Annotated in this window: 23 protein-coding genes and 1 riboswitch; of the genes, 9 read left to right on the forward strand and 14 right to left on the reverse strand. The window is 66.4% G+C overall.

Annotation, left to right across the window (positions count from 1 at the left end; genetic code table 11):
* The first annotated feature begins 120 nt into the window (after positions 1–120).
* Positions 121–1665, forward strand: coding sequence for a helicase HerA-like C-terminal domain-containing protein (locus AC1PPK_RS00985; RefSeq protein WP_481115983.1), 1545 nt, complete (start codon positions 121–123; stop codon positions 1663–1665).
* An 83-nt stretch (positions 1666–1748) separates the two neighbouring features.
* On the opposite strand, the gene AC1PPK_RS00990 is transcribed toward AC1PPK_RS00985, so the two are convergent.
* Both AC1PPK_RS00990 and AC1PPK_RS00995 read right to left on the reverse strand, forming a co-directional pair.
* Positions 1749–2456 carry a uracil-DNA glycosylase family protein gene (locus tag AC1PPK_RS00990; protein ID WP_481115984.1) on the reverse strand — a complete coding sequence of 236 codons (708 nt, stop codon included), beginning with the start codon at positions 2454–2456 and terminating at the stop codon, positions 1749–1751.
* Positions 2457–2473: 17 nt separating this feature from the next.
* The gene (locus AC1PPK_RS00995) at positions 2474–3736 is read right to left on the reverse strand and encodes an AmpG family muropeptide MFS transporter (RefSeq protein WP_481115985.1); all 1263 of its coding nucleotides are present in this window, start codon (positions 3734–3736) and stop codon (positions 2474–2476) included.
* Positions 3737–3847: 111 nt separating this feature from the next.
* Between AC1PPK_RS00995 and AC1PPK_RS01000 the strand changes: the two genes are divergently transcribed.
* Positions 3848–4162 carry a hypothetical protein gene (locus tag AC1PPK_RS01000; protein WP_481115986.1) on the forward strand — a complete coding sequence of 105 codons (315 nt, stop codon included), beginning with the start codon at positions 3848–3850 and terminating at the stop codon, positions 4160–4162.
* Positions 4163–4180: 18 nt separating this feature from the next.
* Here the strand turns inward: AC1PPK_RS01000 and AC1PPK_RS01005 are convergent, their stop codons facing one another.
* Positions 4181–5137, reverse strand: coding sequence for a diguanylate cyclase domain-containing protein (locus AC1PPK_RS01005; protein ID WP_481115987.1), 957 nt, complete (start codon positions 5135–5137; stop codon positions 4181–4183).
* A gap of 162 nt (positions 5138–5299) precedes the next feature.
* Between AC1PPK_RS01005 and AC1PPK_RS01010 the strand changes: the two genes are divergently transcribed.
* Genes AC1PPK_RS01010 through AC1PPK_RS01020 form a run of 3 tightly spaced genes read left to right on the forward strand, consistent with a single transcriptional unit; the run spans position 5300 to position 6953 of the window.
* Positions 5300–5890, forward strand: coding sequence for a cytochrome c oxidase subunit 3 family protein (locus tag AC1PPK_RS01010; protein ID WP_481118169.1), 591 nt, complete (start codon positions 5300–5302; stop codon positions 5888–5890).
* Positions 5887–6159, forward strand: a complete 273-nt coding sequence (locus AC1PPK_RS01015; RefSeq protein WP_481115988.1) for a cytochrome C oxidase subunit IV family protein — start codon at positions 5887–5889, stop codon at positions 6157–6159. Before AC1PPK_RS01010 ends, AC1PPK_RS01015 begins: the two co-directional genes overlap by 4 nt.
* Positions 6156–6953 (forward strand): AAA family ATPase, encoded by a 798-nt coding sequence (locus tag AC1PPK_RS01020; protein ID WP_481115989.1) that lies wholly within the window; start codon positions 6156–6158, stop codon positions 6951–6953. Before AC1PPK_RS01015 ends, AC1PPK_RS01020 begins: the two co-directional genes overlap by 4 nt.
* A 204-nt stretch (positions 6954–7157) precedes the next feature.
* Here the strand turns inward: AC1PPK_RS01020 and AC1PPK_RS01025 are convergent, their stop codons facing one another.
* From AC1PPK_RS01025 to AC1PPK_RS01035, 3 genes are all read right to left on the reverse strand, one after another.
* Complete coding sequence (locus tag AC1PPK_RS01025; protein WP_481115990.1) at positions 7158–7790, reverse strand: trimeric intracellular cation channel family protein; 633 nt, start codon at positions 7788–7790, stop codon at positions 7158–7160.
* 95 nt (positions 7791–7885) lie between these two features.
* Positions 7886–11587, reverse strand: a complete 3702-nt coding sequence (gene metH, locus AC1PPK_RS01030) for a methionine synthase (protein WP_481115991.1) — start codon at positions 11585–11587, stop codon at positions 7886–7888.
* Positions 11588–11675: 88 nt separating this feature from the next.
* A riboswitch (S-adenosyl-L-homocysteine riboswitch) is annotated at positions 11676–11747 on the reverse strand.
* Positions 11748–11796: 49 nt separating this feature from the next.
* The gene (locus tag AC1PPK_RS01035; RefSeq protein WP_481115992.1) at positions 11797–12036 is read right to left on the reverse strand and encodes an oxidoreductase-like domain-containing protein; all 240 of its coding nucleotides are present in this window, start codon (positions 12034–12036) and stop codon (positions 11797–11799) included.
* A gap of 156 nt (positions 12037–12192) precedes the next feature.
* Here AC1PPK_RS01035 and AC1PPK_RS01040 point away from each other — a divergent pair, with 156 nt between their 5' ends.
* On the forward strand, positions 12193–13041 hold the full coding sequence (locus AC1PPK_RS01040; RefSeq protein WP_481115993.1) for a TIR domain-containing protein: 849 nt from the start codon (positions 12193–12195) through the stop codon (positions 13039–13041).
* Between the two features lie 141 nt (positions 13042–13182).
* On the forward strand, positions 13183–14616 hold the full coding sequence (locus tag AC1PPK_RS01045) for a bifunctional aminoglycoside phosphotransferase/ATP-binding protein (RefSeq protein ID WP_481115994.1): 1434 nt from the start codon (positions 13183–13185) through the stop codon (positions 14614–14616).
* On the opposite strand, the gene AC1PPK_RS01050 is transcribed toward AC1PPK_RS01045, so the two are convergent.
* The 4 genes from AC1PPK_RS01050 to AC1PPK_RS01065 all read right to left on the reverse strand — a co-directional run bounded on the left by AC1PPK_RS01050 (position 14595) and on the right by AC1PPK_RS01065 (position 18345).
* Positions 14595–14918 (reverse strand): hypothetical protein, encoded by a 324-nt coding sequence (locus tag AC1PPK_RS01050; RefSeq protein ID WP_481115995.1) that lies wholly within the window; start codon positions 14916–14918, stop codon positions 14595–14597. The genes AC1PPK_RS01045 and AC1PPK_RS01050 overlap by 22 nt on opposite strands.
* 36 nt (positions 14919–14954) lie before the next feature.
* Positions 14955–16256, reverse strand: a complete 1302-nt coding sequence (locus tag AC1PPK_RS01055; RefSeq protein WP_481115996.1) for an ammonium transporter — start codon at positions 16254–16256, stop codon at positions 14955–14957.
* A gap of 257 nt (positions 16257–16513) precedes the next feature.
* Positions 16514–17893 (reverse strand): cbb3-type cytochrome c oxidase subunit I, encoded by a 1380-nt coding sequence (locus tag AC1PPK_RS01060; RefSeq protein ID WP_481115997.1) that lies wholly within the window; start codon positions 17891–17893, stop codon positions 16514–16516.
* Positions 17894–17919: 26 nt separating this feature from the next.
* Positions 17920–18345: a c-type cytochrome gene (locus AC1PPK_RS01065; RefSeq protein WP_481115998.1), complete on the reverse strand. Its 426-nt coding sequence runs from the start codon at positions 18343–18345 to the stop codon at positions 17920–17922.
* 289 nt (positions 18346–18634) lie between these two features.
* On the opposite strand from AC1PPK_RS01065, the gene AC1PPK_RS01070 reads away from it, so the two are divergent.
* Positions 18635–19852 carry an ATP-grasp domain-containing protein gene (locus AC1PPK_RS01070; RefSeq protein WP_481115999.1) on the forward strand — a complete coding sequence of 406 codons (1218 nt, stop codon included), beginning with the start codon at positions 18635–18637 and terminating at the stop codon, positions 19850–19852.
* Between the two features lie 10 nt (positions 19853–19862).
* Entirely contained in the window at positions 19863–20981 is a 1119-nt protein-coding gene (locus AC1PPK_RS01075; protein WP_481116000.1) for a phosphoserine transaminase, read from the forward strand.
* Between the two features lie 180 nt (positions 20982–21161).
* Here AC1PPK_RS01075 and AC1PPK_RS01080 read toward each other — a convergent pair whose 3' ends face one another.
* From AC1PPK_RS01080 to napG, 4 genes are read right to left on the reverse strand one after another with little or no spacing between them, the layout of a single operon-like run.
* The gene (locus AC1PPK_RS01080) at positions 21162–21818 is read right to left on the reverse strand and encodes a NapC/NirT family cytochrome c (protein WP_481116001.1); all 657 of its coding nucleotides are present in this window, start codon (positions 21816–21818) and stop codon (positions 21162–21164) included.
* A gap of 24 nt (positions 21819–21842) precedes the next feature.
* A complete protein-coding gene (locus AC1PPK_RS01085; protein ID WP_481116002.1) occupies positions 21843–22331 on the reverse strand; it encodes a nitrate reductase cytochrome c-type subunit in 489 nt (162 codons plus the stop codon).
* Positions 22331–23191, reverse strand: coding sequence for a quinol dehydrogenase ferredoxin subunit NapH (napH, locus tag AC1PPK_RS01090; RefSeq protein WP_481116003.1), 861 nt, complete (start codon positions 23189–23191; stop codon positions 22331–22333). The genes AC1PPK_RS01085 and napH overlap by 1 nt, the downstream gene beginning before the upstream one ends.
* 2 nt (positions 23192–23193) lie before the next feature.
* The gene (napG, locus tag AC1PPK_RS01095; protein WP_481116004.1) at positions 23194–24132 is read right to left on the reverse strand and encodes a ferredoxin-type protein NapG; all 939 of its coding nucleotides are present in this window, start codon (positions 24130–24132) and stop codon (positions 23194–23196) included.
* Positions 24133–24200 lie beyond the last annotated feature (68 nt).

Below are 24200 nucleotides of genomic sequence, written 5' to 3' on the forward strand. Positions count from 1 at the left end.
GACGTCAATGCTGCGAAGCACAATGACAAAAAAATGAACATCCGGCGATTGCGCCCGGCTGGCCGGCAGCGATCAATCCCGCTACCCTCACGGCTTCACCCGTTTGCCTGGAGCCCCCCCATGACCGAGCCGCTGCTCATCGCCAAGACAAAGGACAAGGAAATCAACCTGTTGCCCCAGCTCGCCAACCGCCACGGCCTGATCACCGGCGCCACCGGCACCGGCAAGACGGTCACGCTGCAGAAGATGGCCGAGTCCTTCGCCCGCATCGGCGTGCCGGTCTTCATGGCCGACGTGAAGGGGGACCTGTCGGGCATCGGCGCCGCCGGCGTCGACTCCCCCAAGCTCAAGGAACGCCTGACCGCCATCGACATCAACGAATTCACGCCGCGCGCCAATACCGCGGTGTTCTGGGACGTATTCGGCGAAGCCGGCCACCCGGTACGGGCCACCATCTCGGACATGGGCCCGCTGCTGCTGGCGCGCCTCCTCAATCTGAACGACACGCAGACCGGCGTGCTGCAACTGGTCTTCAAGATCGCCGACGACCAGGGCCTCTTGATCATCGATCTGAAGGACCTGCGCGCCACCATTCAGTACGTGGGCGATAACGCCAAGGACTTCACCACCCAGTACGGCAACATCTCGGCGGCCTCGATCGGCGCCATCCAGCGCGGCCTCCTCACGATCGAGACCCAGGGCGGCGACAAATTCTTTGGTGAGCCGATGCTCGACATCGCCGACCTGATCCAGACCGACGCCGACGGCCGCGGCGTAATCAACGTGCTGGCCGCCGACAAGCTCTACAACTCGCCCAAGCTGTATTCCACCTTCCTGCTGTGGCTGCTCGCCGAGCTGTTCGAGCAACTGCCGGAAGTCGGCGACGTGGACAAACCCAAGCTGGTGTTCTTCTTCGACGAAGCCCACCTGCTCTTCAACGAGGCCCCCAAGGCCCTGCTGGAAAAGATCGAACAGGTGGTGCGCCTGATCCGCTCGAAGGGCATCGGCGTTTACTTCGTGACCCAGAACCCCCTTGATGTGCCCGAATCCGTCCTCGGCCAGCTCGGCAACCGGGTCCAGCATGCGCTGCGGGCCTTCACGCCGAAGGACCAGAAGGCCGTCAAGACCGCCGCCGAGACCATGCGCGCCAACCCGGAATTCGACGCGGCGACGGCCATCATGGAGCTGGGTGTCGGCGAGGCGCTGATCTCCTTCCTCGATGAGAAGGGCCGCCCAGCCATCGTCGAGCGCGGCTTCATCGTCGCCCCCGAATCGCGCCTCGGCCCGCTGACGCCGACCGAACGCAAGGCCGCCATCGAGGGCTCGGTGATCTACGGGCACTACGAACAGGTGGTGGACCGGGAATCGGCCTTCGAGAAACTCACCGGCTCAGCAGCCTCTGGCAATGGCGTCCCAGCAGCAGACGGCACCGCAACGCGTGGCTCAACGGCACCCGCGCAGGAAGAAAGCCGTGGCGGCGGCCTGCTCGGCGGCCTCAGCGAGATCCTGTTCGGCAGCACCGGACCACGCGGCGGACGTCACCCCGGCCTTGCGGAGACCGCCGCCCGCAGCGTGGCACGCACCGTCGGCTCGACGATCGGGCGGGAAATCGTGCGCGGCGTGCTGGGCTCCATCCTCGGCGGCAACAGCGGCCGCCGGCGGTAAGCCGTCCAGGCAGGCGTGGGCACGGTCAGCACCCTACTCCAGTCGGAAACCACAACGCCGCTCCGGGCTGCGGCGGCCAAGTCTTACCAGACACCCAGCACCTCCAGCTGCTTCGTCGCAGCTTCACTCCAGCCCCGGTTGGCCGCTGGGCTGGCTGGGCTGGGGTGCAGCACGCGGCCGAACTGCAGCGGCAGGCCGGCCAGCGCCTCGCGGGCGCGCTGCTCGGCCCATGCGCCGACGCCGATCACCCACTCCGGCTGAAGGGCTTCCACCACCTGGCGCAGATGCGCGTCGCAGGCCGCCAGCAAAGGCCCCTGCTCGACCGCCGGCAGCTTGTCCGGCGTCACGTTTCGGCCACCGTCGAAAAAGGCCAGCGGACAGTAATTGGCGACGAAATGCTCAGCAAAGAAGGCCTCGGCGCTGCCGAAGCGTTCGGCAAACAGCCCCCACAGCCGGCGCCCGCTGACTTCCGAACGGGGACAGCCGAAACCCTCGATGGGGCGCTTGGGGTTTTCCTCGGCCGGCTTCACGACCTCCGCCTCGATGCCCATCCAGTCGCGCACCGCGGCGATCTCGCCGAAGGGCACGCCGGTCTGCACCATGCCGAAGGGGCCGGGGTTCATGCCGACGAAGACCACCTTCTTGCGACCCTGGCCGAAGCGCTGCAGGTACAGCGCGTTGGGCGCCCATGCATAGCTGAGGGGGTTATAAACGTGGGACACGGGCGCCGCAAAGCGCATCGGGTCGAGGATCTCGCACAGGGTGCGGGCGGCGGATTCGAGAGGCGTCATATCAGGAACGAAAAGAATCAGGCGGTCGCGACGCGGGCTTCGCGCCACGGCGCCACCTTGAACAACAGCAGCATGCCGGGCACCGCCAGCACGCCACACAGCATGAAGAAATCGAACCAGCCCAGGCTTTCCACCAGCCAGCCGGCGGACGCGTTGATAAAGGTCCGCGGCACCGCCATCAGACTGGTGAACAAGGCCAGCTGGGTCGCCGTATAGGCCGGATGAGTGGTGCGCGCCATGTAGGCGACGAAGGCCGTCGTACCGAGCCCGACCGCCAGCGCCTCCAGGCCGATGACCACCGCCAGCACGCCCAGGCGGCTGGCATCGGCCTCCGCCGGACCAAGCCAGGCCAGCCACGCGAAGCCGTAGATCGCCAGCCACTGGACGAAGCCAAAGACCCACAGCGCGCGATTGATGCCCAGCTTGACCATCCACAGCCCGCCCAGCAGGCCGCCGATCACGCTCGGCCAAAGACCGGCATTCTTCGCCACCAGGCCGATCTCGGTCTTCGAGAAGCCCATGTCCAGGTAGAAGGGCGTCGCCAGCGCGGTACACAGGGAATCGCCAAGCTTGTAGAGGAAGATGAAGGCCAGCACCACCAGCGCGGAACGCACGCCATGGCGGCCGAAGAACTCCCGGAACGGCTCCACCACCGCGTCGCGCAGCGTGCGCGGCGCTCCGCTGGCCGTCGCCGGCTCCTTCACCAGCAGCGTCATCGCCAGGCCCGGCAGCATGAACAGCGCCGTCACCAGGAAGACCTCGGCCCACGGCAGGTGATCCGCCAGCACCAGCGACAAGGAACCCGGTACTAGGCCGGCCAGCTTGTACGCATTGACGTGGATCGCATTACCGATGCCCAGCTCGATCTCCGGCAGCAGTTCGCGCCGGTAGGCATCGAGCACGATGTCCTGGGTCGCCGACAGGAAGGCGATCAGCGCCGTCAGCCCGATCACCAGGCCGAGGTTGCCCGTCGGCGACAGCGTGCCGAGCCAGGCGATGGCCGCCAGCAGCAGCACTTGGGTCGCCCCCATCCAGCCCCGCCGCCGGCCGAGCAGCGGCAAGGCGTAGCGGTCGAGGAAAGGCGACCAGACGAACTTCCAGGTGTAGGGAAACTGGATCAGCGCGAAGGCGCCGATGGCTTTCAGGGACAGGCCCTCGGTCTTCAGCCAGGCCGGGATCAGGTTGAGCAGCAGGTACAGCGGCAAGCCGGAAGAGAAGCCGGTCAGCACGCAGATCAGCATGCGGCGGTTGGCGAGGGCACGCCAGGGGGATTCGGTCATTGGGGGACAGCGCTCGGAACGAAGGCGAATGATAACAATCGGTTACTTGCTTCCGACGATCCGGCGCCGAAAAATGCAGGCATACAAGAAAGAAGAACCACAGGAGGCAGCATGCATCAGGTCAGCGTCGTGTTGCGGGCCGACCGGGAATACGAATTCACCGTGCACGCCGACGAGACAAGCGGGCTCACCGGCGACGCCGCACGGGCCTGGCTGCAGGAAGAGTTCGAGGCGCTGGAATGCACACCCAGCAACCCGATGGGCAAGGTGCTGATCCTCGATGTGATCCTCAACGTCGCAAAGTATGCCGGGGAGGCGCGCTTTGCCCAGGGAGGCGACTGGGCGCGGCGCTTCGCGGCCTGCGTCGGCGTGGCCCTCAACCGACCGGCCGTGCGTGTGGATGTGCCGGCCTTCCTGGTCGGCTGAGGGCTCCGCTCAGGCTCTCTAGCTTCCTGTCGTCAGGGCTGCTTCGGCGGCGGCACACACCTCGGCGCGATTGCGCCCATCCCGCTTGGCCTGGTAGAGATTGGCATCGGCATTACGGAACAGCAGAGCCAGGCGGCCTTCCGCCCGCTCCACATAAGCACCACCCACCGACAGCGTCACGATGCCCCAATCGGCATTGAGCGTATGGGGGATCTCCAGTTGCCGCACGGCCTCGAGCAGTTGCTCGGCGACATCCAGGTAATCCGTCTCGGCGCAACGGGGCAGCAGCACCGCAAATTCTTCCCCACCGTAGCGGGCAACGAAGGCATCCCGGCTCAGCTCATTGGCGATGGTGCGCTCGACGACACCAGCCATGGCGGCGGCAATGGCCCGCAGGCAATCGTCACCGGCCTGGTGGCCATAGTGGTCGTTGTAGCGCTTGAAGTTGTCTACATCGATCAGCAGAAGGCCGAAAGGTGCGCCGCACAGCTGGGCCTCGTCCCACTGGTGATCCAGACGCAAGTCCATGTAGCGGCGGTTGTAAATGCCGGTCAGGCCGTCTTGGTGGGCCAGGGCCTCCAGCTTGTGGTTGGCCTCGAAGAGCTGCTTGCGCAGACCGGCGATACGCGCCATCGCCTTCATCTTGGCTTGCAGCACCGCCTCGGGCACCGTCTTGGCGATGAAATCGTCACCGCCGGCCTCGATGGCCGTGACCAGGTTCTCTGGAGTGTCGGATGCAGTGAGGAAGATGATCGGCGTCCACGCCCAGTCCTGCTTGGCCTCCAGCGCACGGATCCGCTCAGCCGCGACGAAGCCGTTCATCACCGGCATTTCCACGTCCATCAACACCAGATCCGGCGGACAGCAACAAAAACGCTCAACCCCCTGCTCGCCATTCTCGGCCTGCGTCACCTCGTGACCAAGAAGGGTAAGGCGGGCAGCCATCACGGCAGACACCGCGCGCGAATCATCCACCAGCAGAATCCGCATCGTGCACTCTCTCGATTTCTTTATATCGAAAGTAATAGTAGCGCAGTCCGTGGGAGAAATCGGCCTTCATACACACCACTTAACAAGCTGATCCGGAACTTGGGACAGATCAAGGTTTTGCCCCTCGGGCAGGACGACACTGCCGGCATGGACATCGCCCCCGACACTTCCCGCACCACCCCGGCCGCCGCGCCGCCGGGCGATCTGGCGATCTGGTTCTTCATCCTCGCCGAGCTGCTCGCCTTCGGCGTGTTCTTCGCCGCTTACGCCTTTGGTCGCGCGCACAACGTCGAGCTGTTCAACGAGATGCAGAAGACGCTGGACCGCGAAGCCGGCGCCGTCAACACCGTGTTGCTGATCACCGCCAGCTGGTGCGTGGCACGGGCCGTCGAAGCGGTCGGACGCAGCCGCCCGGCCACCGGCGCACGCTGGCTGCTGGCCGGCATCGCCTGCGGCGGCGGCTTCCTGGTGGTGAAGGGTTTCGAATACGCCGACAAGTTCAGCGCCGGCATCAACCTGTCCACAAACACCTTCTACATGTTCTACCTGTCGCTGACCTTCTTCCACTTCATGCACGTGATCCTCGGCCTGGTGATCCTCGCCGCCCTGTGGGTGAAGACCCGCCAGGGCGCCTACGGCCCGGCCGACATGAACGGCATAGAGAGCGGCGCGGCCTACTGGCACATGGTGGATCTGGTGTGGATCGTCCTCTTCCCCCTCGTCTATGTAATGCGATGAACACCCGCCATCTCAACACCGCTTGGGTCGTGCTGATGCTCGCCACGCTGGCGACGCTGGGCATCGGCGAGTTCGGAGCCCGCTTCGGGCTCGCCGGCCCGCTGGCGATGGCTGCGCTGCTGGCCATCTGCTTCATCAAGGGCCGCCTCGTGGTGCTCGACTTCATGGGCCTGCGCGGGGTCAAATTCTTCTGGCGCGGCTTGCTGCTCGGCTGGCTGCTGCTTGTCTCGGCGCTGATTGCCATCGCCTACTGGATCGCCCTCAAATGAACGCACCGCTACCCACCGACGCCCCCTTCTACGAAGCCGCCGGCAACGAGATCACGGTCTTCGAGCAGGCCTGGAAGAACCGCCTGCCGCTGCTCATCAAGGGCCCCACCGGTGTCGGCAAGACCCGCTTCGTCGCCCACATGGCGGCTCGCCTGGGCCTGCCGCTGTACACCGTGGCCTGCCACGACGACCTCACCGCCGCCGACCTGGTCGGCCGCCACCTGCTCGGTGACGGGCAAACGGTGTGGTGCGACGGCCCACTGACCCGTGCGGTGCGCGAGGGCGGCATCTGCTACCTGGACGAAGTGGTGGAAGCCCGCCGCGACACCACGGTGGTCATCCACCCGCTGGCCGACGACCGCCGCACGCTGCCGATCGAGCGCACCGGCGAAGTGCTGCACGCGCCGGAGCGCTTCATGCTGGTGATGTCCTACAACCCGGGCTACCAGAACTTCCTCAAGGGCCTCAAGCCATCCACGCGCCAGCGCTTCGTCAGCCTGCGCTTCGACTTCCCGGCGGCCAGCCGCGAAGAGACCATCCTTATCGGCGAGACCGCCTGCGACCCGCTGCTGGCCCGCCAGTTGGTGTCCATCGCCCAGCGCCTGCGCAGCCTGAAGGACGTGGACCTGGAAGAAGTCGTGTCCACGCGCCTGCTGGTCTATGCCGCCAAGTTGGTCAAGGTAGGCCTCGACCCGGTGGAAGCCTGCCGCTCGGCGCTGGTGGAGAGCCTCACCGACGACGAGGACGTGGCAGACGCGCTGCTCGAAGTCGTCAAAGCCACTTTCGGACGCTGATCCCCCACGCGCGGGCTCGCCGGCAAGGGATTACCCCGCGCCGGCACGGCCCGCGCCCTTGCCCGCAAGCCTTCCCGGCCGACGCGCAAGCCGCGGCAGCTCGGAGGCAAACCGTTTTTCCCTGCCCGCAAGGCGCCGCGTGACGCCGGCCAGACATTCCGGCTTGCGCCTGCAGCGGCCGGGCTTGCGGCGAGGGCGCGCCGGCTAGCCCTTCTGCGGCGGCCAGGCAGGAATACGCCAGCCCCGGCCGACAGCCAGCAGACGCAGGCCGGTGATGGTGCAGATGCTGGTCAGCGTGGACAGCTGCGGCGCCACGTCCAGCGCCTGCAGGCCGAGGAACAGGCCACAGCCGATGAAGGCACACATTGTGTACGGCCGGTGGTCGTGGAAGACCTTCGGGATCTCGTTGCACAGCACGTCGCGCAGCACCCCGCCGAACACCGCGGTGATGGCCCCCATCAGCACCGCGACGATGCCTGGCATGCCCGCCGCCAGCGCCACCGACGCGCCGGAAATGGCGAACAGGCCCAGCCCGCAGGCATCGGCGGCCTCCATCAGGGTGTCGGTCAACTGCAGGCGCCGTGCGCGCAGCAGCAGGGGCGTGATCAGCGTCATCCCGAGCACCAGCCACACGTATTCCTGGTGCTGCACCCAGAACAGCGGGCGGCGGTCGAGCAGAATGTCGCGCAGCGTGCCGCCACCGAAGGCGCTGACGAAGGTCACCGAGAACACCCCGACGACGTCCATACGCTTGCGCGTGGCCTCGATGAGGCCCGACAGCGCAAAGGCGATGGTCGCGGCGATTTCGATGGCGGTGAGGAGTAGTTCGATCTTCATGGCGGAAGCTGGGCGCTTGTACCGGCGCCCCCTGAAAAGCACGGAGGGCGACCGCAGCCGCCCTCCAAGTTAGACCGTTTTGCGCGGCCCGCGTATTACAGCAGCGGGGCCAGCCACTTGCGGGCTTCGTCCACCGTCATGCCGGTACGCGCAGCCCAGTCTTCCAGCTGATCCTGGCCGATCTTGCTGACCGCGAAGTAATGGCTGTCCGGGTGCGCGAAGTAGAAGCCGCTGACCGCCGCCGCCGGCGTCATCGCAAAGCTCTCGGTGAGGCCCATGCCGGTGTTGGCCGGGGCGTCGAGGAGCTTGAACAAGTCACCCTTGACGGTGTGGTCCGGGCAGGCCGGATAGCCCGGCGCCGGACGGATGCCGCGGTAGGCTTCCTTGATCAGCTCGTCGCAGCTCAGCGTCTCGGCCGGCGCGTAGGCCCACAGTTCCTTGCGCACCTTGGCGTGCAGCCATTCGGCGGCGGCCTCGGCGAAGCGGTCGGCCAAGGCCTTCAGCATGATCGCGTGGTAGTCGTCGTGGGTGCGCTCGTAGGCGGCCAGGCGGCCCTCGATGCCGAGGCCGGCGGTCACCGCGAAGGCGCCCACGTAGTCGGCCACGCCGCTGTCCTTGCCGGCCACGAAGTCGGCCAGACAGTAGTTGGGCTTGCCGGCCGGGCGTTCGTGCTGCTGGCGCAGGCCGTGCCAGCTCATCAACACTTCGCTGCGGGACTCGTCGGCATAGATCTCGATGTCGTCGCCGACCGCGTTGGCGGGGAACAGGCCGACCACCGCGCGGGCCTTGACCCACGGGTTGGTGTCCTGCTCGGCAACCATGCGGGCCAGCATCACTTCGGCGTCGGACTTCAGCTCGCGGGCGGTCTCGCCGACGATGTCGTCGTGGAGGATCTTCGGGTAGCTGCCGGCCAGGTCCCAGGTCTGGAAGAACGGGCCCCAGTCGATGTAATCCACCAGTTCGGACAGGTCGATGTCGAAGGCCTGCACGCCCAGCTGGGCCGGCACCGGCGGCACGTAGGTCGCATCACCGTTCCACTTGAATGCATTGGCGCGGGCTTCCTCAAGCGTGACCATCGCGACGCCCTTCTTGCCGGCGTGCTGGGCGCGGATCTTCTCGTAGTCGGCGGCCACTTCGGCCGCGTAGCCGGCGCTCTGCACCTCGGACAGCAGGCTGGTCACCACGCCGACGGCACGGGACGCGTCCGGCACGTAGATCACCGGCTGGTCGTAGTGCGGCGCGATCTTGATCGCGGTGTGGGCGCGGCTGGTGGTGGCGCCGCCGATCAACAGCGGCACATCGAAGCCCTGGCGCTTCATCTCGGACGCCACGTGGCTCATCTCTTCCAGCGACGGGGTGATCAGGCCGGACAGGCCGATGGCCTGGGCGCCGTGCTCCTTCGCCGCGGCGAGGATCTTGTCGCAGGGCACCATCACGCCCAGGTCGACGATGTCATAGCCGTTGCAGCCGAGCACCACGCCGACGATGTTCTTGCCGATGTCGTGCACGTCACCCTTCACGGTGGCGATGACGATCTTGCCCTTGGAGGTAGCGCCGGTACGGGCCTTTTCCTCTTCGATGTAGGGGATCAGGTGGGCCACGGCCTGCTTCATCACGCGGGCCGACTTGACCACCTGGGGCAGGAACATCTTGCCGGCGCCGAACAGGTCGCCGACCACGTTCATGCCGGCCATCAACGGGCCTTCGATGACGGACAGCGGCGGCTTGCCCTCGGCGGCCAGCTTGGCACGCACTTCCTCGGTGTCGGCGACGACGAAGTCGGTGATGCCCTTCACCAGCGCGTGGGACAGGCGCGCCTCGACGGGCTGCTCGCGCCACGACAGGTCGGGGCCGGAATCCTTGGCCTTGCCTTCCTTGACGGTCTGGGCGAACTCCACCAGCGCCTCGCCGGCGCCCGGGTGGCGGTTGAGCACCACGTCCTCGACCTTGGCGCGCAGCTCCGGCTCCAGGTCGTCATAGACGCCGAGCATGCCGGCGTTGACGATACCCATGCTCATGCCGGCCTTGATGGCGTGGTACAGGAACACCGTGTGGATCGCCTCGCGCACCGGGTCGTTGCCACGGAAGCTGAAGCTCACGTTGGAGACGCCACCGCTGATCTTGGCGTAGGGCAGGTTCGCCTTGATCCAGGCCACCGCGTTGATGAAGTCCACCGCGTAGTTGTCGTGCTCCTCGATGCCGGTGGCAATGGCGAAGATGTTCGGGTCGAAGATGATGTCTTCCGGCGGGAAGCCAATGCCAGTCAGCAGCCCGTAGGCCTTGGCGCAGATCTCGGTCTTGCGGGCGAAGGTGTCGGCCTGGCCCTTCTCGTCGAAGGCCATGACGATCACCGCCGCGCCGTACTGGCGGCACAGGCGCGCCTGGCGCAGGAACTCGGCCTCGCCCTCCTTCATGGAGATGGAGTTGACGACGCCCTTGCCCTGGATGCACTTGAGGCCGGCCTCGATGACGCTCCACTTGGAGGAGTCGAGCATGATCGGCACGCGGGAGATGTCCGGCTCGGAGGCGATCAGCTTGAGGAACTTCTCCATCGCCGCCATGGAGTCGAGCATCGCCTCGTCCATGTTGATGTCGATGACCTGGGCGCCGTTCTCCACCTGCTGGCGGGCCACCGCCAACGCGTCGTCGAAGCGGCCTTCGAGGATCATCCGCGCGAAGGCGCGGGAACCGGTGACGTTGGTGCGCTCGCCGACGTTCACGAACAAGCTGTCGGGGCCGACGTTGAAGGGCTCCAGGCCGGACAGGCGCAGCTTCTTCTCGACGTGCGGGATGCTGCGCGGGGTGACCAGCGCCACCGCCTCGGCAATCGCCTTGATGTGGGCCGGCGAGGTGCCGCAGCAGCCGCCGACGATGTTCACCAGGCCGGAGCGGGCCCATTCGACGATCTCGGAGGCCAGCTGCTCCGGCGTCTCGTCGTAGCCGGTGGGCGACAGCGGATTGGGCAGACCGGCGTTGGGATGGGCAGAGACGAAGGTGTCGCAGACGGTGGACAGTTCGTCCACGTACTGGCGCAGCTCCTTGGCGCCCAGCGCGCAGTTGAGCCCGAAACTGATCGGCTGGGCGTGGCTGAGGGAGTTCCAGAAGGCCTCTGCGGTCTGGCCGGACAGGGTGCGGCCGGAGGCGTCGGTGATGGTGCCGGAGATCATCACCGGCACGCGCTGGCCAAGATCGGCAAAGAGCTTCTCGACCGCGAACACCGCCGCCTTGGCGTTGAGGGTGTCGAAGATGGTCTCGATCAGCAGGATGTCGGCGCCGCCTTCGAGCAGGCCGCGGGCCGAGTCGTAGTAATCATCGACCAGCGCGTCGAAGCTGATGTTGCGGTAGCCCGGATCGTTCACGTCCGGCGAGATCGACAGGGTGCGCGACGTCGGTCCGAGCACGCCGGCACAGAAACGCGGCTTGGCCGGATTGGCGGCGGTGAATTCGTCGCACAGCTGGCGCACCAGACGGGCGCCCTCCACGTTCAGCTCATAGGCCACGTCGGCGAGGCCGTATTCGGCCTGGGACACGCGGGTGGCGTTGAAGGTGCAGGTCTCGATGATGTCCGCGCCGGCTTCCAGGTAGGCCCGGTGGATGCCGCCGACCACGTCCGGGCGGGTCAGCACCAGCAGGTCGTTGTTGCCCTTCAGGTCCTTGGGGTGATCGGCAAAGCGCTGGCCGCGGTAGTCGGCCTCGCCGAGCTTGTGCTGCTGGATCATCGTGCCCATCGCCCCGTCGAGGATCAGGATGCGATGGGTCAGGGCGGACTGGAGTTCGGCGGTGCGGTCGGCTTGCATGGATCTACCTCGGTACGGATTTTGTCAGCCGGGAGGGACGCGCGCTGCAGCGGCACAAAAGCGAACGGCGCGGCAAACCCGGCTGGAAGGTTTGCGAGCGCCGTTGATGATTGCCGAGCCTGGCCCACGGGTTTCGCAGGTCGCAACGCTCCTCGGCAAGGGGCGGATTTTACGGGGTTTTCAGTCCATCTGCCAAGATCGGGCAGCGTTCAGGCATCGACCGCGGCGAGCAATTCGCGGGCGTCATCCCGCCACCAGCCAAGGGCCGCGTAAAAGCCTTCCCACACGCAGCCGTTGCAACCGCGCCCACAGCAGGTGGTCGGTGCCGGCGGCGGATTGCGGTGCGCCAGCCCGGCCGCGTCCAGCAGGCTGCAGATCGTCGCGATCTGCGCGTCGGCCTCAGCGAGGTTGGTGGGTCGGCGGGTAAAGGGGTCGGCAAACGCAGTCATGGCGGCAACTCCGGCGGGGCCGCGACGATAGCACGACGGCGCGACGCGGAGCATCCCCATTGGGCGATGGACTCGCCCTCTGCTCTGAACTAGATTCAAGACTGCGATCGGCTGCGATGCCCACCGGGTATCGAGCCCACCGACAGGAGCGTTCCGATGCCCCGAAAGATCACCAGCAAGCCCCCAAAGGCCGCCTCCCGCCCCCGCCAGCAGAGTGAAGGGACGGCGCCCCCCGACCACCCGTACGACGTGTTCATCTCCCATCAGGCCGGCGACATCGAACCGGCTCGCGACCTGTATCGACATATCCACGACACGCTGGGCTACGAGGCCTATCTCGACGAACAGGACAGCGCTCCCGAGATGGATCCCGACACCATCGATGCGATTGCGGCCGAACGCTTGCGCAAGATCATGCGCCGTGCCGCCAGCCTGATCCTGGTGATCGGCCCGAACACCGGGCGGTCACGCTGGATGCCATGGGAACTGGGCTTCTTCGACGGTCGACAGAGCTCCCAGCGGATCGGCATCTATCTGGCGGAAGGCGCGCAATTGCCCGGCCAGCAGGAGTACCTGGGAATCTACCCGAAGGTGCTGCGCAAGGCCGACGTACGCCACTTCCTGGCCGAGGCCACGATGGACGCCGCCGCCCTCGACAGCGTCACACCAGACTTGCTGGAACGCCATCTGCACCATCTGCAGCGGGCACCGTTCGACTACTGGCTGTCCCTGCTCCAATGGCAGTTCGGCTTTCTCGGAAATCTACTCGGCGACTTCCAGCCGGAAGACCGGCCCGAAGCCCTGCAGGCCAGTCCCTGGCTGGCTGCACTGCGCCTGTGGCAGGACCAGTTGGCAACAACCCGCCTCAACCTGTGGGAGACGAGCCGACAGGGCAAGGCCCAGCCACTGGCCCTCCCTGCCCTCGATGCGCCTTCCTGGTGGCGGCAGGACTTGGGCACCCGCCCGGGCCCCGCCGCCGTCACCGTGCAGCGCACCCGGCATTAGCGCCAGACGGAGCGGAACGCCCTCGGCGAACGCACGCCCGACAGTCCCAAGAACAACGACGCAGGCGAATGAACACGTTCCCCAGCTGCGATTAGCCGGTTGTGCCCGCATCCAGCAACGCAAGGGGAGGATAATGCCGTCATGTCCCCCCCTCTCCCTCCCTGGCTAGAAGCCTTCCGCGCCCAACTCGGCGCGGAGTTCGTCGAAACCCATATTTCCTGGCTGCTACTGGCCGACGGCTTTGCATGGAAGCTGAAGAAACCAATCACGCTGCCCTTTCTCGACTACGGATCGGCGGCCCGCCGGCAGTTCTTCTGCCAGGAGGAACTGCGCCTGAACCGGCGCTTTGCGCCCGAGCTCTACCTGGGCCTGGAGGCGATCGGCGACAGTGGAGAATGGGCAGTGAAGATGCGCCGCTTCGCCGAGAGCCAGCGCCTCGACCACGTTTGCGCCCGCGGTGCGCTGACGCTGGAGCATCTGTCTGCCCTTGCCCGCGTCGTACATGCCTTCCACCGCGCCGCGGCGACGGCCCCCGCCGGCAGCCGCTTCGGCGAGCCGGCGCAGATCCGCACTCCGGCCATCGACAACTTCAGCGCCATCCGAGGCTTGCGGCCGGATGCAGCGCCACGCCTCGACCACCTGGAAGCCTGGACCGAGGCAGAGTTCGCACGCATCGAACCCATACTGGCGGCCCGCAAGGCAGCCGGTCGGGTGCGCGAATGCCATGGCGACCTGCACCTTGGCAACCTGGTGCTGCTGCACGGCGAAGTGATCCCTTTCGACTGCATCGAGTTCAATGACGATTTCCGCTGGATCGACGTGGCTTCCGAGCTGGCCTTCACCTATGTGGACCTACTCGACCACCGCCGACCGGATCTGGCCGTCTGGCTGATCAATGAATGGCTGACCGAGTCCGACGATTTCAACGCCGTACCGGTGCTGCGCTTCTACGCGGTGTACAAGGCGATGGTGCGCGCCAAGGTGGCAGCCTTTGCCGGCCAGCCGGACACCACCGACGACTATCTGGCCCAAGCTGAGCGCCTGACCACCCCGCCGCGCCCGCGGCTGGTGATCACCCACGGCCTGTCCGGCTCCGGCAAGAGCAGCCTCAGCGCCGAGTTGTTGCGCGCCGATCCCCACGCCGCCACGCTGCGTCTGCGCTCCGACGTGGAACGCAAGCGCCTGTACGGCCTGCCCCCGCTGGCCAGCAGCCGCTCCTGCGTGGCCGGCGGCATCTACACACCAGAGGCAACCCGCCGCACCTACGCACACCTATCCGAGCTGGCCGGTCAGATACTGGACGCCGGCTGGTCGGTGATCGTCGACGCGGCTTTTCTCAAGCGCAGCGAGCGCGACAGCTTCGCCGTGCTGGCACAGCAGCACGACGCCGGTTTCGCCATCCTCGCCTGTACTGCACCGCTGGACGAATTGCGCCGCCGTCTGCAGGCTCGCCGCAACGACCCTTCCGAAGCCACCGTCGAAGTGCTCGAACGGCAGTTGGAGTGGATCGAAGCACTGGACGCGGACGAACAGGCCCGCGTCATCCCGCAGCCTCAGCGCAGGGAACCGACGTAGCGCTCGGTTGGGTGGGTGGCGTTCGGTCGCGATGAGCGCAGCCGCTCGAGGAGACCCCGGGCCACCTGGTCGTTGGCCGCGTCGCCATCCACCGACGCTTCCTCCAGCTCCATGGCAATCGTCAGCCGCGCGGCCAGGTCGGCCAATTCGGGATTGCCGGTCTCCCGGGCCAGGCGCACGATCTCCCGCGCGTAGTCCTTGTTCACCCGCATGTATTCCACGTCGGTGATGCGATTGCTGACCCTGCGCATCAGCAGGTGGATGCGGCCCAGCAGGCCGTAGATGACGGTATCGGACTCCATGGCGATTCCTTTCCGGTTCCGTTGAAAATCAGTTGATCAGGCGTGGCTGATGGTTTCGCCGTGCTCGACGAGGTCGAGGCCCTCCGCCTCGGTCCGCTCGTCCACCCGCAGCCCCACCAGGCGGTCGATGAGCTGTAGCACGCAGAAGGTGGCCGCGCCGCTGTAAACCAGCGTGGCGGCAATGCCCGCCAGCTGGGCCAGCACGTCGCCCCGCACGCCGCCGATGGCCGGAGAGGCCAGCCAGCCGGTGAGCAGCGCACCGAGAATGCCGCCGACCCCGTGGATGCCGAAGGCGTCCAGCGCGTCGTCGTAACCGAGCATGCGCTTCAGCGCGGTGGCCCCCAGGTAGCAGCCAACGCCCGCGACGAGACCGATCAGCAGCGCCGCCTGCGGCGTGACGTAGCCAGAGGCCGGCGTCACCGCCACCAGCCCGCCGACCGCACCGGACACCAGGCCGAGGGCGCTTGGCCGGCCGCGCATCAGCCATTCGGCGCCCATCCAGGCCACCGCGGCGGTCGCCGCGGCCAGCTGGCTGACCAGCATCGCCATGCCGGCCCGGCTGTCGGCCGCCAGCGCCGAGCCAGCATTGAAGCCGAACCAGCCGACCCACAGCAGCGCCGCGCCGGTGAGCGTCAGGGCCAGGTTGTAGGGCGTCATGGCCTGCCGGCCGAAACCGTCCCGCGGCCCCAGCACCACGGCACAAACCAGGCCGGCCACGCCGGCGTTGATATGCACCACGGTGCCGCCGGCGTAATCGAGCGCCCCCAGCTTCGCCAGCCAACCGCCCGGCTCCCACACCCAGTGGGCCACCGGCGCATAGACCAGCACCGACCACAACGCGGCGAACAGCAATACCGCCGAGAACTTCATGCGCTCCGCGAAGGCGCCCGGCACCAGCGCGGTGGTGATGATCGCAAAGGTCAGCTGGAACATCGCGAACACCGATTCGGGAATGCCGGCTCCATCGACGCCGGCCTGTCCATCCAGTTGCAGGCCGTCGAGGAAGAGTCGGTCGAGTCCGCCCAGCCAGGCCGAGCCAGGGCGCAGCGCCAGGCTGTAGCCGACGAGGCTCCAGGTCAGCGTCACCACCGCGGCGATCGCCACGCTCTGGCTCATGGTGGACAACACATTGCGACGCCGGACCATGCCGCCGTAGAACAGCGCCACGCCGGGCAGCGTCATCAACAGCACGAGGGCACTGGCGGTCAGCATCCAGGCGGTGTTGCCGCCATCCGGCTGGGCCGGGGCTGCAGCCCGCGCGACATCGGAAAACAGCGACCAGAGAAATAGCGCCGCAGCAAAGCGGGCCAGGACAGACAAGGCAGGACTCTTCGGCATGAGCACTTTCGGCAGACGGACCGCGCGCGGGGCGGCATATGTGCACATGCAGCAAATCCTGTGCCGGGCCGGATCGGCCGGAAAGCCCGTGTTTTCGCTCGTCTTGCGCCCCTGGATGGCTCACTCATCCGACATGGGGCACCGGCCTGGTGCAGGCCGCTGGCATCGGATCGTCGCCACCCCGGAATGGGCACTGCAAATGGACAAAGCCCGGCCGGAGCCGGGCTTTGTCCATTACTGCATCAACAGACGAGGAATCAGGCCGCCTTGGCCTTCTCGCTGCCGCCGACGAAGAAGCTGAGAATGTACAACAGCAGGCCGAGCAGGAAGATCACGCCAGTGCCTTCACGCAGCCAGTAGAAGATCGAGATCTGATCCTGGGCCGCCATGAAGGGGATCGGGGTGCTGCTGTAACGCTGCAGCCACACCTGCAGGATGCCAGCGGCGGTCAGGAACAGGGTGATGAACACCATCGCGATGGTCATCAGCCAGAACGACCACATCTCCAGCACCTGGGAACGCTCGCTGTTGGCGGCACGGCCGCGCAGGATCGGCATCGCGTAGCTGATGATGGTGATCACAACCATCGCGTAGGCGCCGTAGAAGGCCATGTGACCGTGAGCAGCGGTGATCTGCGTGCCGTGGGTGTAGTAGTTCACCGGAGCCAGGGTGTGCAGGAAGCCCCACACGCCGGCGCCGAGGAAGGACATCACGCCGGTGCCCAGGGCCCACAGGGTGGCGGCCTTGTTGGGGTGCTCGCGGCGGCGGCGGTTCACCATGTTGAAGGCGAAGACGGTCATCGCGAAGAACGGGATCGGCTCCAGCGCGGAGAACACCGAACCCCACCACTGCCAGTATTCCGGCGTACCGATCCAGAAGTAGTGGTGGCCCGTACCAATGATGCCGGTGATCAGGGTCAGGGTGATGATCACGTACAGCCACTTCTCGATCACTTCGCGGTCGACGCCGGTCACCTTGATCAGCACGAAGGCCAGCAGGGAGCCGAGGATCAGTTCCCAGACGCCTTCGACCCAAAGGTGCACGACCCACCACCAGAAGTACTTGTCGAGCACCAGGTTGGACGGGTTGTAGAAGGAGAACAGGAAGAACACCGCCAGACCCCACAGGCCCATCATCAGCACTAGGCTGATGGAGGTCTTGCGGCCCTTCAGCATGGTCATCGTCAGGTTGAACAGGAACACCAGCGCGACGACGACGATGCCGACCTTGGTGATCAGCGGCTGTTCAAGGAACTCCCGCCCCATCGTCTCGATGATGTCGTTGCCGGTGTAATGCGCCAGGGCGGCGTAAGGCACGAGCAGGTAGCCGAGGATGGTGGCGGCTCCGGCGATGAGGAAGACCCAGAACATCGCAATCGCCAGCTTCGGCGAATACAGCTCGGTCTCGGTTTCCTCCGGGATCATGTAGTAAGCCGCGCCCATGAAGCCGAACAGCAGCCAGACGATCAGCAGGTTGGTGTGGACCATCCGGGCCACGTTGAACGGGATTGCGGGAAACAGGAAGTCCCCGATGACGTACTGCAGGCCCATGATCAGGCCGAACAGCACCTGGCCGAGGAAGAGCCCGATGGCCGCGATGAAGTATGGCTTCGCGACCGACTGGGAGGAATATTGCATGGTGATGGCTCCTTTCAGATCGGCGATCAGCCTTCGATGTTGGGCGGCCAGTTGGCGGTGTTGATTTCCGACGAGTACTTCAGGAATTCAACGAGGTCGTTCAGCTGCTGTTCCGTCAGATGGAAATTGGGCATCTGGCGGCGGCCCGGCGCCCCGGTGGGCTGGGACTGGATCCACGCCTTGATGAACTCGGGGCCGCGACGCTTGTAGACGTTGCCCAGCTCGGGAGCGAAGTACGCGCCCTCGCCCATCAGGGTGTGGCAGCCGATGCAGTTGTTGGTCTCCCACACTTTCTTGCCCGCCACGACGGCCGGGGTCAGGTTGGCGTGGTTATCCCGCTTGGGGATGGTCTGCATCGAATCGAAGGTCAGCGCGAGGAACAGGAGCGCAAAAAACACGGTGCCCCCGAAAAAGATGTTTCGCGCCATGGATTTTGTGAATGTCCCGCTCATGGAACCTCCCTGGATGGCTTCGCTGCACGGCGCAGCTTGGGCCGGATGTTCCGGATCGCGGGGGGCGGCGTCCTTGACTCGGGTCAAGGGCGTCGGATGGCACCCCGCGGCCCGGGTGCCGGAACGCCATGGGGATATGCACTCGTAGCACGGGAAGGTACCGCCACATGTCATCCGGAAGCCCCATGCGACCGCCGCAAACGCTCAGTGCAACACGACGGTAGTCAGCCCCGCGGCAAGGCCCGATAATCGCCACCGTCCGAACGATCCCCACGCCCTGCGCCCTGCCATGACGCTCCGCCCCGAACTCGACTTCATCGGCCTCGCGCCCTTTCTGCGTCTCAGCATCGCCGGCGGTGACCTGCGCCAGGTTGCCCAGGCGCTGCTCGAACAGGCCCGGCAGGACCAGGACAACCCGAACCTGTGGATGAATCTGGCCACCGCCTTCTTCACGATCGGCGAGCGGGAACTGGGCCTGACAATCCAGGCCCAGGCGCTGCAGACGCAGCGCCGCTACACGCTGCCGGCCCGCCGCCAGCCAGCCCGTTGCCGCCTGCTGGTGCTGCTGAACGCCGGCGATCTGGCCGAGAACACGCCGATCGACTGCCTGCTCGAAGACAGCGACGTGGAGCTGATCTACCAGTACGTCAGCGCCGCCGAGCCGTTGCCTGCGGATCTGCCGGAACACGATGCGCTGCTCGTCGGCCTGTCGGTCAGCGAAACCAGCCAGCCCATCCTGGACGCCCTCGTGACCCTGCTGGCCAACTGGCCGAAGCCGGTCATCAACGCCCCACGGTACATTCCGAACGTCGAGCGGGAAGCCGCCAGCACGCTGCTGCAGGACGTTCCCGGCCTGCTGATCCCGGCCACCTGGCCGGTGGATCGCGCCACTCTGGCTACCATCGCCAACGGCAGCCGGATCATCGAAGACAGCTTCCCCGGCGGCCGCTTCCCGCTGATCCTGCGCCCCATCGGCTCCCACGGTGGCCACGGCCTTGCGCGCATCGACACGCCGGCCGAAGTTGACGCCTACCTGGCAGCCGAGCCCGACGACAGCTTCTACCTGTCGAACTTCATCGACTACAGCGGCGCCGACGGGTTGTTCCGCAAGCTACGCGTGGCGCTGATCGACGGCCGGCCCCTCGCCTGTCACATGGGCGTGTCAGCCCACTGGATGATCCATTACCTCAACGCCGGCATGTACGAGGACGCAGCCAAGCGCGCCGCGGAGCTGGCCTTCATGGAAGGCTTCGCCGACTTCGCGGCCCGGCACGCCACCGCGCTGGAGGCGATCCACCATCGCTCGGGGCTGGACTACATCTGCATCGACTGCGCCGAAACCCGGAATGGCGAATTGCTGATATTCGAGATCGACCACGCGATGGTCGTCCATGCGATGGACCCGGAAGAGCTCTTCCCCTACAAGCAGGTGCACATGCTGAAGGTGAAGCGGGCTTTCGAGGATTATCTCTACCGTCTCCAGGCTTCCCAGCCTAAGCCGCTCTGAGCGCCCGCCGATGACCACCCCAGCATCCAACCCGCTGAACGCGCTCAACTTCTCCGGTGGCCCCGGCGCACTGCCGGACGTCGTGCTGCAACACGTGCAGGAGGCAATCCGGGCCGTGCCCGAGGTCGGCCTTTCCATCCTCGGCATCAGCCACCGCTCCGACTGGTTCGCCGCGGTCGTGGACGAACTGGAAAACAACATCCGCACACTGTTGGGCCTGCCAGCCGACTACCGCGTGCTGTTCCTGCAGGGCGGCGCGACCCAGCAGTTCTCGATGCTGCCGATGAGCCTGCTGGCTGGCAGCAGCCAGCCCGCCGACTACCTGCACACCGGCTACTGGAGCGGCAAGGCGCTGCCCGAGGCGCGCAAGGTCGGACCGGTGCGCGTGCTGTGGAGTGGCGAGTCCTGTGGCTTCCGGCAGTTGCCGGCCGACGGGGAACTCGCCTTCAACCCGCGGGCGCCCTACCTGCACTACGTCTCCAACGAGACCGTCGAGGGCCTGCAGTTCCACCGGGTGCTCGGCCGCGACGACGTTCCGCGCATCTGCGACATGTCCTCCGACTTCCTGTCGGCGCCGGGCGACTACAGCCGCTTCGCGATGATCTACGCCCACGCGCAGAAGAACATCGGGCCAGCCGGCGTAACTGTGGTGATGCTGCGCGACGAACTGCTCGCCAACGCACCGGACGACCTGCCGGCCTTCCTCGACTACCGGGCGCAGATCGCCGCCCACTCCATCCTCAACACGCCGCCGGTGTTCGCCATCTACGTGGTGCTGCTGGTGACCCGCTGGCTGTTGCAGGACATCGGCGGCCTCGCCGAGATGGACCGCCGCAACTCCGCCAAGGCCGCGCTGCTGTACGGCGCGCTGGACGCCAGCCATGGCTTCTACGCCGGCCATGCAGCCCCCGCCGACCGCTCGAAGATGAACGTGGTGTTCCGCCTGCCGACCCCCGAGCTCGAAGCCGCCTTCATCGCCGAGGCACGCGCTGCCGGCTTCTCGGGCCTGAATGGTCACCGCAGCATCGGCGGCATCCGCGCATCCATCTACAACGGCCTGCAACTGGCTGCGGTTGAAAAACTGGTGGACTTCATGGACGGCTTCCGGCGCCGGGCACCGGTGGCGTAGCCCCCTTGCGGGGAGCCCACGTCTCCCTTTGAGAATCGTGGGAAGGCCGTGCTTCCGCAGAGTGGCTCCTCCGGCCAGAATTCCCGTCACACAAAAGCAGACGGGCCGCGATTGCGGCCCGCCTACTCCCCAGGGGCCGGGCCCGAAGACCCGGCGTTTACTCCCCCCTTTTTGCTGGTCTTAGCCCTTCGGCGCCTTATCGGCCTCCGGCTTGGCCTCTTCGGGCTTCAGCGGCGGATGGAATTCTTCCGGCGTCGCGCCATCCTTGGGCGAACCGATGGACTGTTCGACGGGCGGCAGCGTATGGGCGATGCCCTTGTGGCAGTCGATGCAGGTCTTGCCCTCGTTGAGGCCGGTCTGGTGCATGCGCGACGAACGGCGGCCCTGCTCGGCGTAGTCGAAGCCCTCGAAGTTGTGGCAGTTGCGGCATTCGCGGGAGTCGGTCTTCTTCATCCGCTCCCATTCATGCTTGGCCAGCTCCAGGCGCTTGGCGTTGAACTTCTCCGGCGTATCGATGGAACCGAGGATCTTGTGCAGCACCTCGTTGGACGCCTGGATCTTGCGGATCATCTTGTGCGTCCAGTCCTTCGGCACGTGACAGTCCGGGCAGGTCGCGCGCACGCCCGAGCGGTTGGAGGCGTGAATCGTGTTGCGGTACTCCTGGTAGACGTTGTCCTTCATCTCGTGACACGAGATGCAGAACTCCTCCCGGTTGGTGAATTCCATCGCGGTGTTGAAGGCGCCCCAGAACAGGATGCCGCCGATGAACAGCATGGCGGCAAAGCCCCACCCCACGGAACGGATGCGGCCGATGAAGCCTTTCTTGTTGGTATCCATTTGTGCAACTCCCTGGTCTGGCGCTCAGCGCATGCCGGTGCCGGGCTTGAAGGTGTTGCCCACCAGCGGGCGGGCGTCGCTCTGCGGCACGTGACACTGGTTGCAGAAGTAGCGGCGCGGCGAGACGCTGGACAACTCTTCGCCCTCACGCGTCTTGAAGTGGGTCACCGAGATCTTGGTCGCACCGGTTTCCTTGGCGCGGCTCCAGGCGTGGCAATCCAGGCACTTGTTGAAGTTCTTGGTGATGTTGTAGCCCTTGATCTGGTGCGGGATCAACGGCGGCTGCTGCACGAAGTCCCGCGGCAGCGGCGGCTGGTCGCGCCCGTAGCGGGTGCCGTCGCCTTCCGGATCGCTGGCGTTGATGTCGGCTCCGCGCAGGCTTTGCAGCTTGACGGGCGCCTCCGTGGCAGCCACGGCGGCGGGAGCGAGGAAGGTCTGGGCAAGGGCCGCAGACAGGGTCAGGGCCACTGCGGTGGCCCGCAGACGGGCGGAATTGAAGGTCGGCTTGTTCATCACTCGCTCCTTTGGTCGAACCTATGAGTCATCTTGAAAACCTGTTTGTCACATACGTCGATGCAGCGCCCGCAGGTCGTGCAATCGGAAGAAAGAATCAGCGGCCCGGCCTGCCTGACCGCCTTCAGCGCCGGGCGGATCACCTGTGGCTCGGGGCACACGGCGAAACAGTCCATGCAGTCGTCGCAGGCGCTGCGCTTGGCGGCGGAAACCCGCAGCAGCGCGGTCCTGCCGAGCAGCCCGTAAAAAGCCCCCATCGGGCATAGATGGCCGCACCAGCCGCGGCTGGCCACCAGCAAGTCATAAACAAAGATCCCGGCGATCACGAACAACCCGCCGCCCATGCCGAAGATCAGCCCCCGGTGCAGCAGGGACACCGGATTGACCCACTCCCAGACCAACCGGCCGGTGACGGCGGCCGCCACGAGAATGCCGCCGAGCAGCCAGTAACGCGTTGCAGCATCGGGCACCCGGCCGGTCTTGATGCCCAGCCGGCGGCGCGTCCACGCAGCGGCGTCGGTCACCACGTTCATCGGGCACACCCAACCGCAGAACACCCGGCCGCCCACCAGCAGATAGAAGCCCAGCACGATGGCCGTACCGGTCAGCGCCGCCGCATAGGGCAGATGGCCGGTCAGCAGGGTCTGCAGCGCCAGCAAGGGATCGGTCAGCGGCAGCACGCCCAGCGTCAGCGACGAGGACAGGTTGCCCTTGGCGATCCACAACCCGAACCACGGTCCGGACAGGAAGGCCAGCAACACCAGCGTCTGGCTCAGTCGGCGCAGCACCAGCCAGCGCTGTCGCTGCCACGGGTTGCGCGGCGCGGTGGGGGCAACGGAAGACACGGGGACGCTTGCCATGATCAAGGCTTCCAGTGGGAATCCAGACCGCCCCGACGGACCACACCGGAGGAGTCCTTCGACGACGGCACGGGTGCAGCCGGCGCCGCTGACGGCGCTGCCGTGGCGGGGGCCACCACCGTCTCGGTAGCACTACGGCCAGCGGTCGAACCCTCGAAACCGCGCACCGGCAGCTCCACCTGCTCGCCGATCAGCGAACCGCCGTGGCGGGCTTTCTCTTCCCAGCCCTTGCGGTAATGGGCCGGCAGCGCACCCTGGGCCAGCTTGCGCGGCAAGACCTTGATCGCCGGCTCCGGCAGCACGCAGGACTTCTCGCACTTGCCACAGCCCGTGCATGCATCGGAATGCACCGTCGGCAGCAGCATCGCATGGCGGTCTGAGCGCGGGTTGTGCTGGGTCTCCAAGGTGATCGCCTTATCGATCACCGGGCACACCCGGTAGCACACATCGCAGCGCAAGCCGAGGAAGTTCAGGCAGCTCTCGTGGTCCACGAGGGCCGCAAGGCCCATGCGGGCCTGGTTGATGTCGGTCAGTTCCCGGTCCAGCGCACCGGTCGGGCAAGCCTTCACGCACGGAATGTCGTCGCACATCTCGCAGGGGAGCTGGCGTGCAGTGAAATACGGGGTGCCGGTCGGCACCGGCTCGCCGAGATCGGCCAGCTTGAGGATGTGGTAGGGACAGTCGCGCACGCACAGCCCGCAGCGCACGCAGGCAGCCAGGAAATCAGCCTCCGCCAGCGCCCCCGGCGGCCGCAGGGCCTGAGCCGGCAGCGCCGACGCGCTGCGCGAGTACAGCCCGGCGCCGAGCGCCAGCAGGCAGCCGCCACCGGCGGCAGCGGCCACGCCGTTGATGAAACGGCGCCGCGCCGCCGATGCTGGCGATTCGGCAGCGGGCGACTTGCGGGCAGGTTGGCGAGCGGAGTCCACGATCAGTCCATTCATTGAGCGCACGCGACAGCTGCGGGAGCAAGCTCCCTTGCCCCACACATCACGTCGCGCGTTACCCCAAG

Source organism: Zoogloea sp. JDB1 (assembly GCF_056724025.1).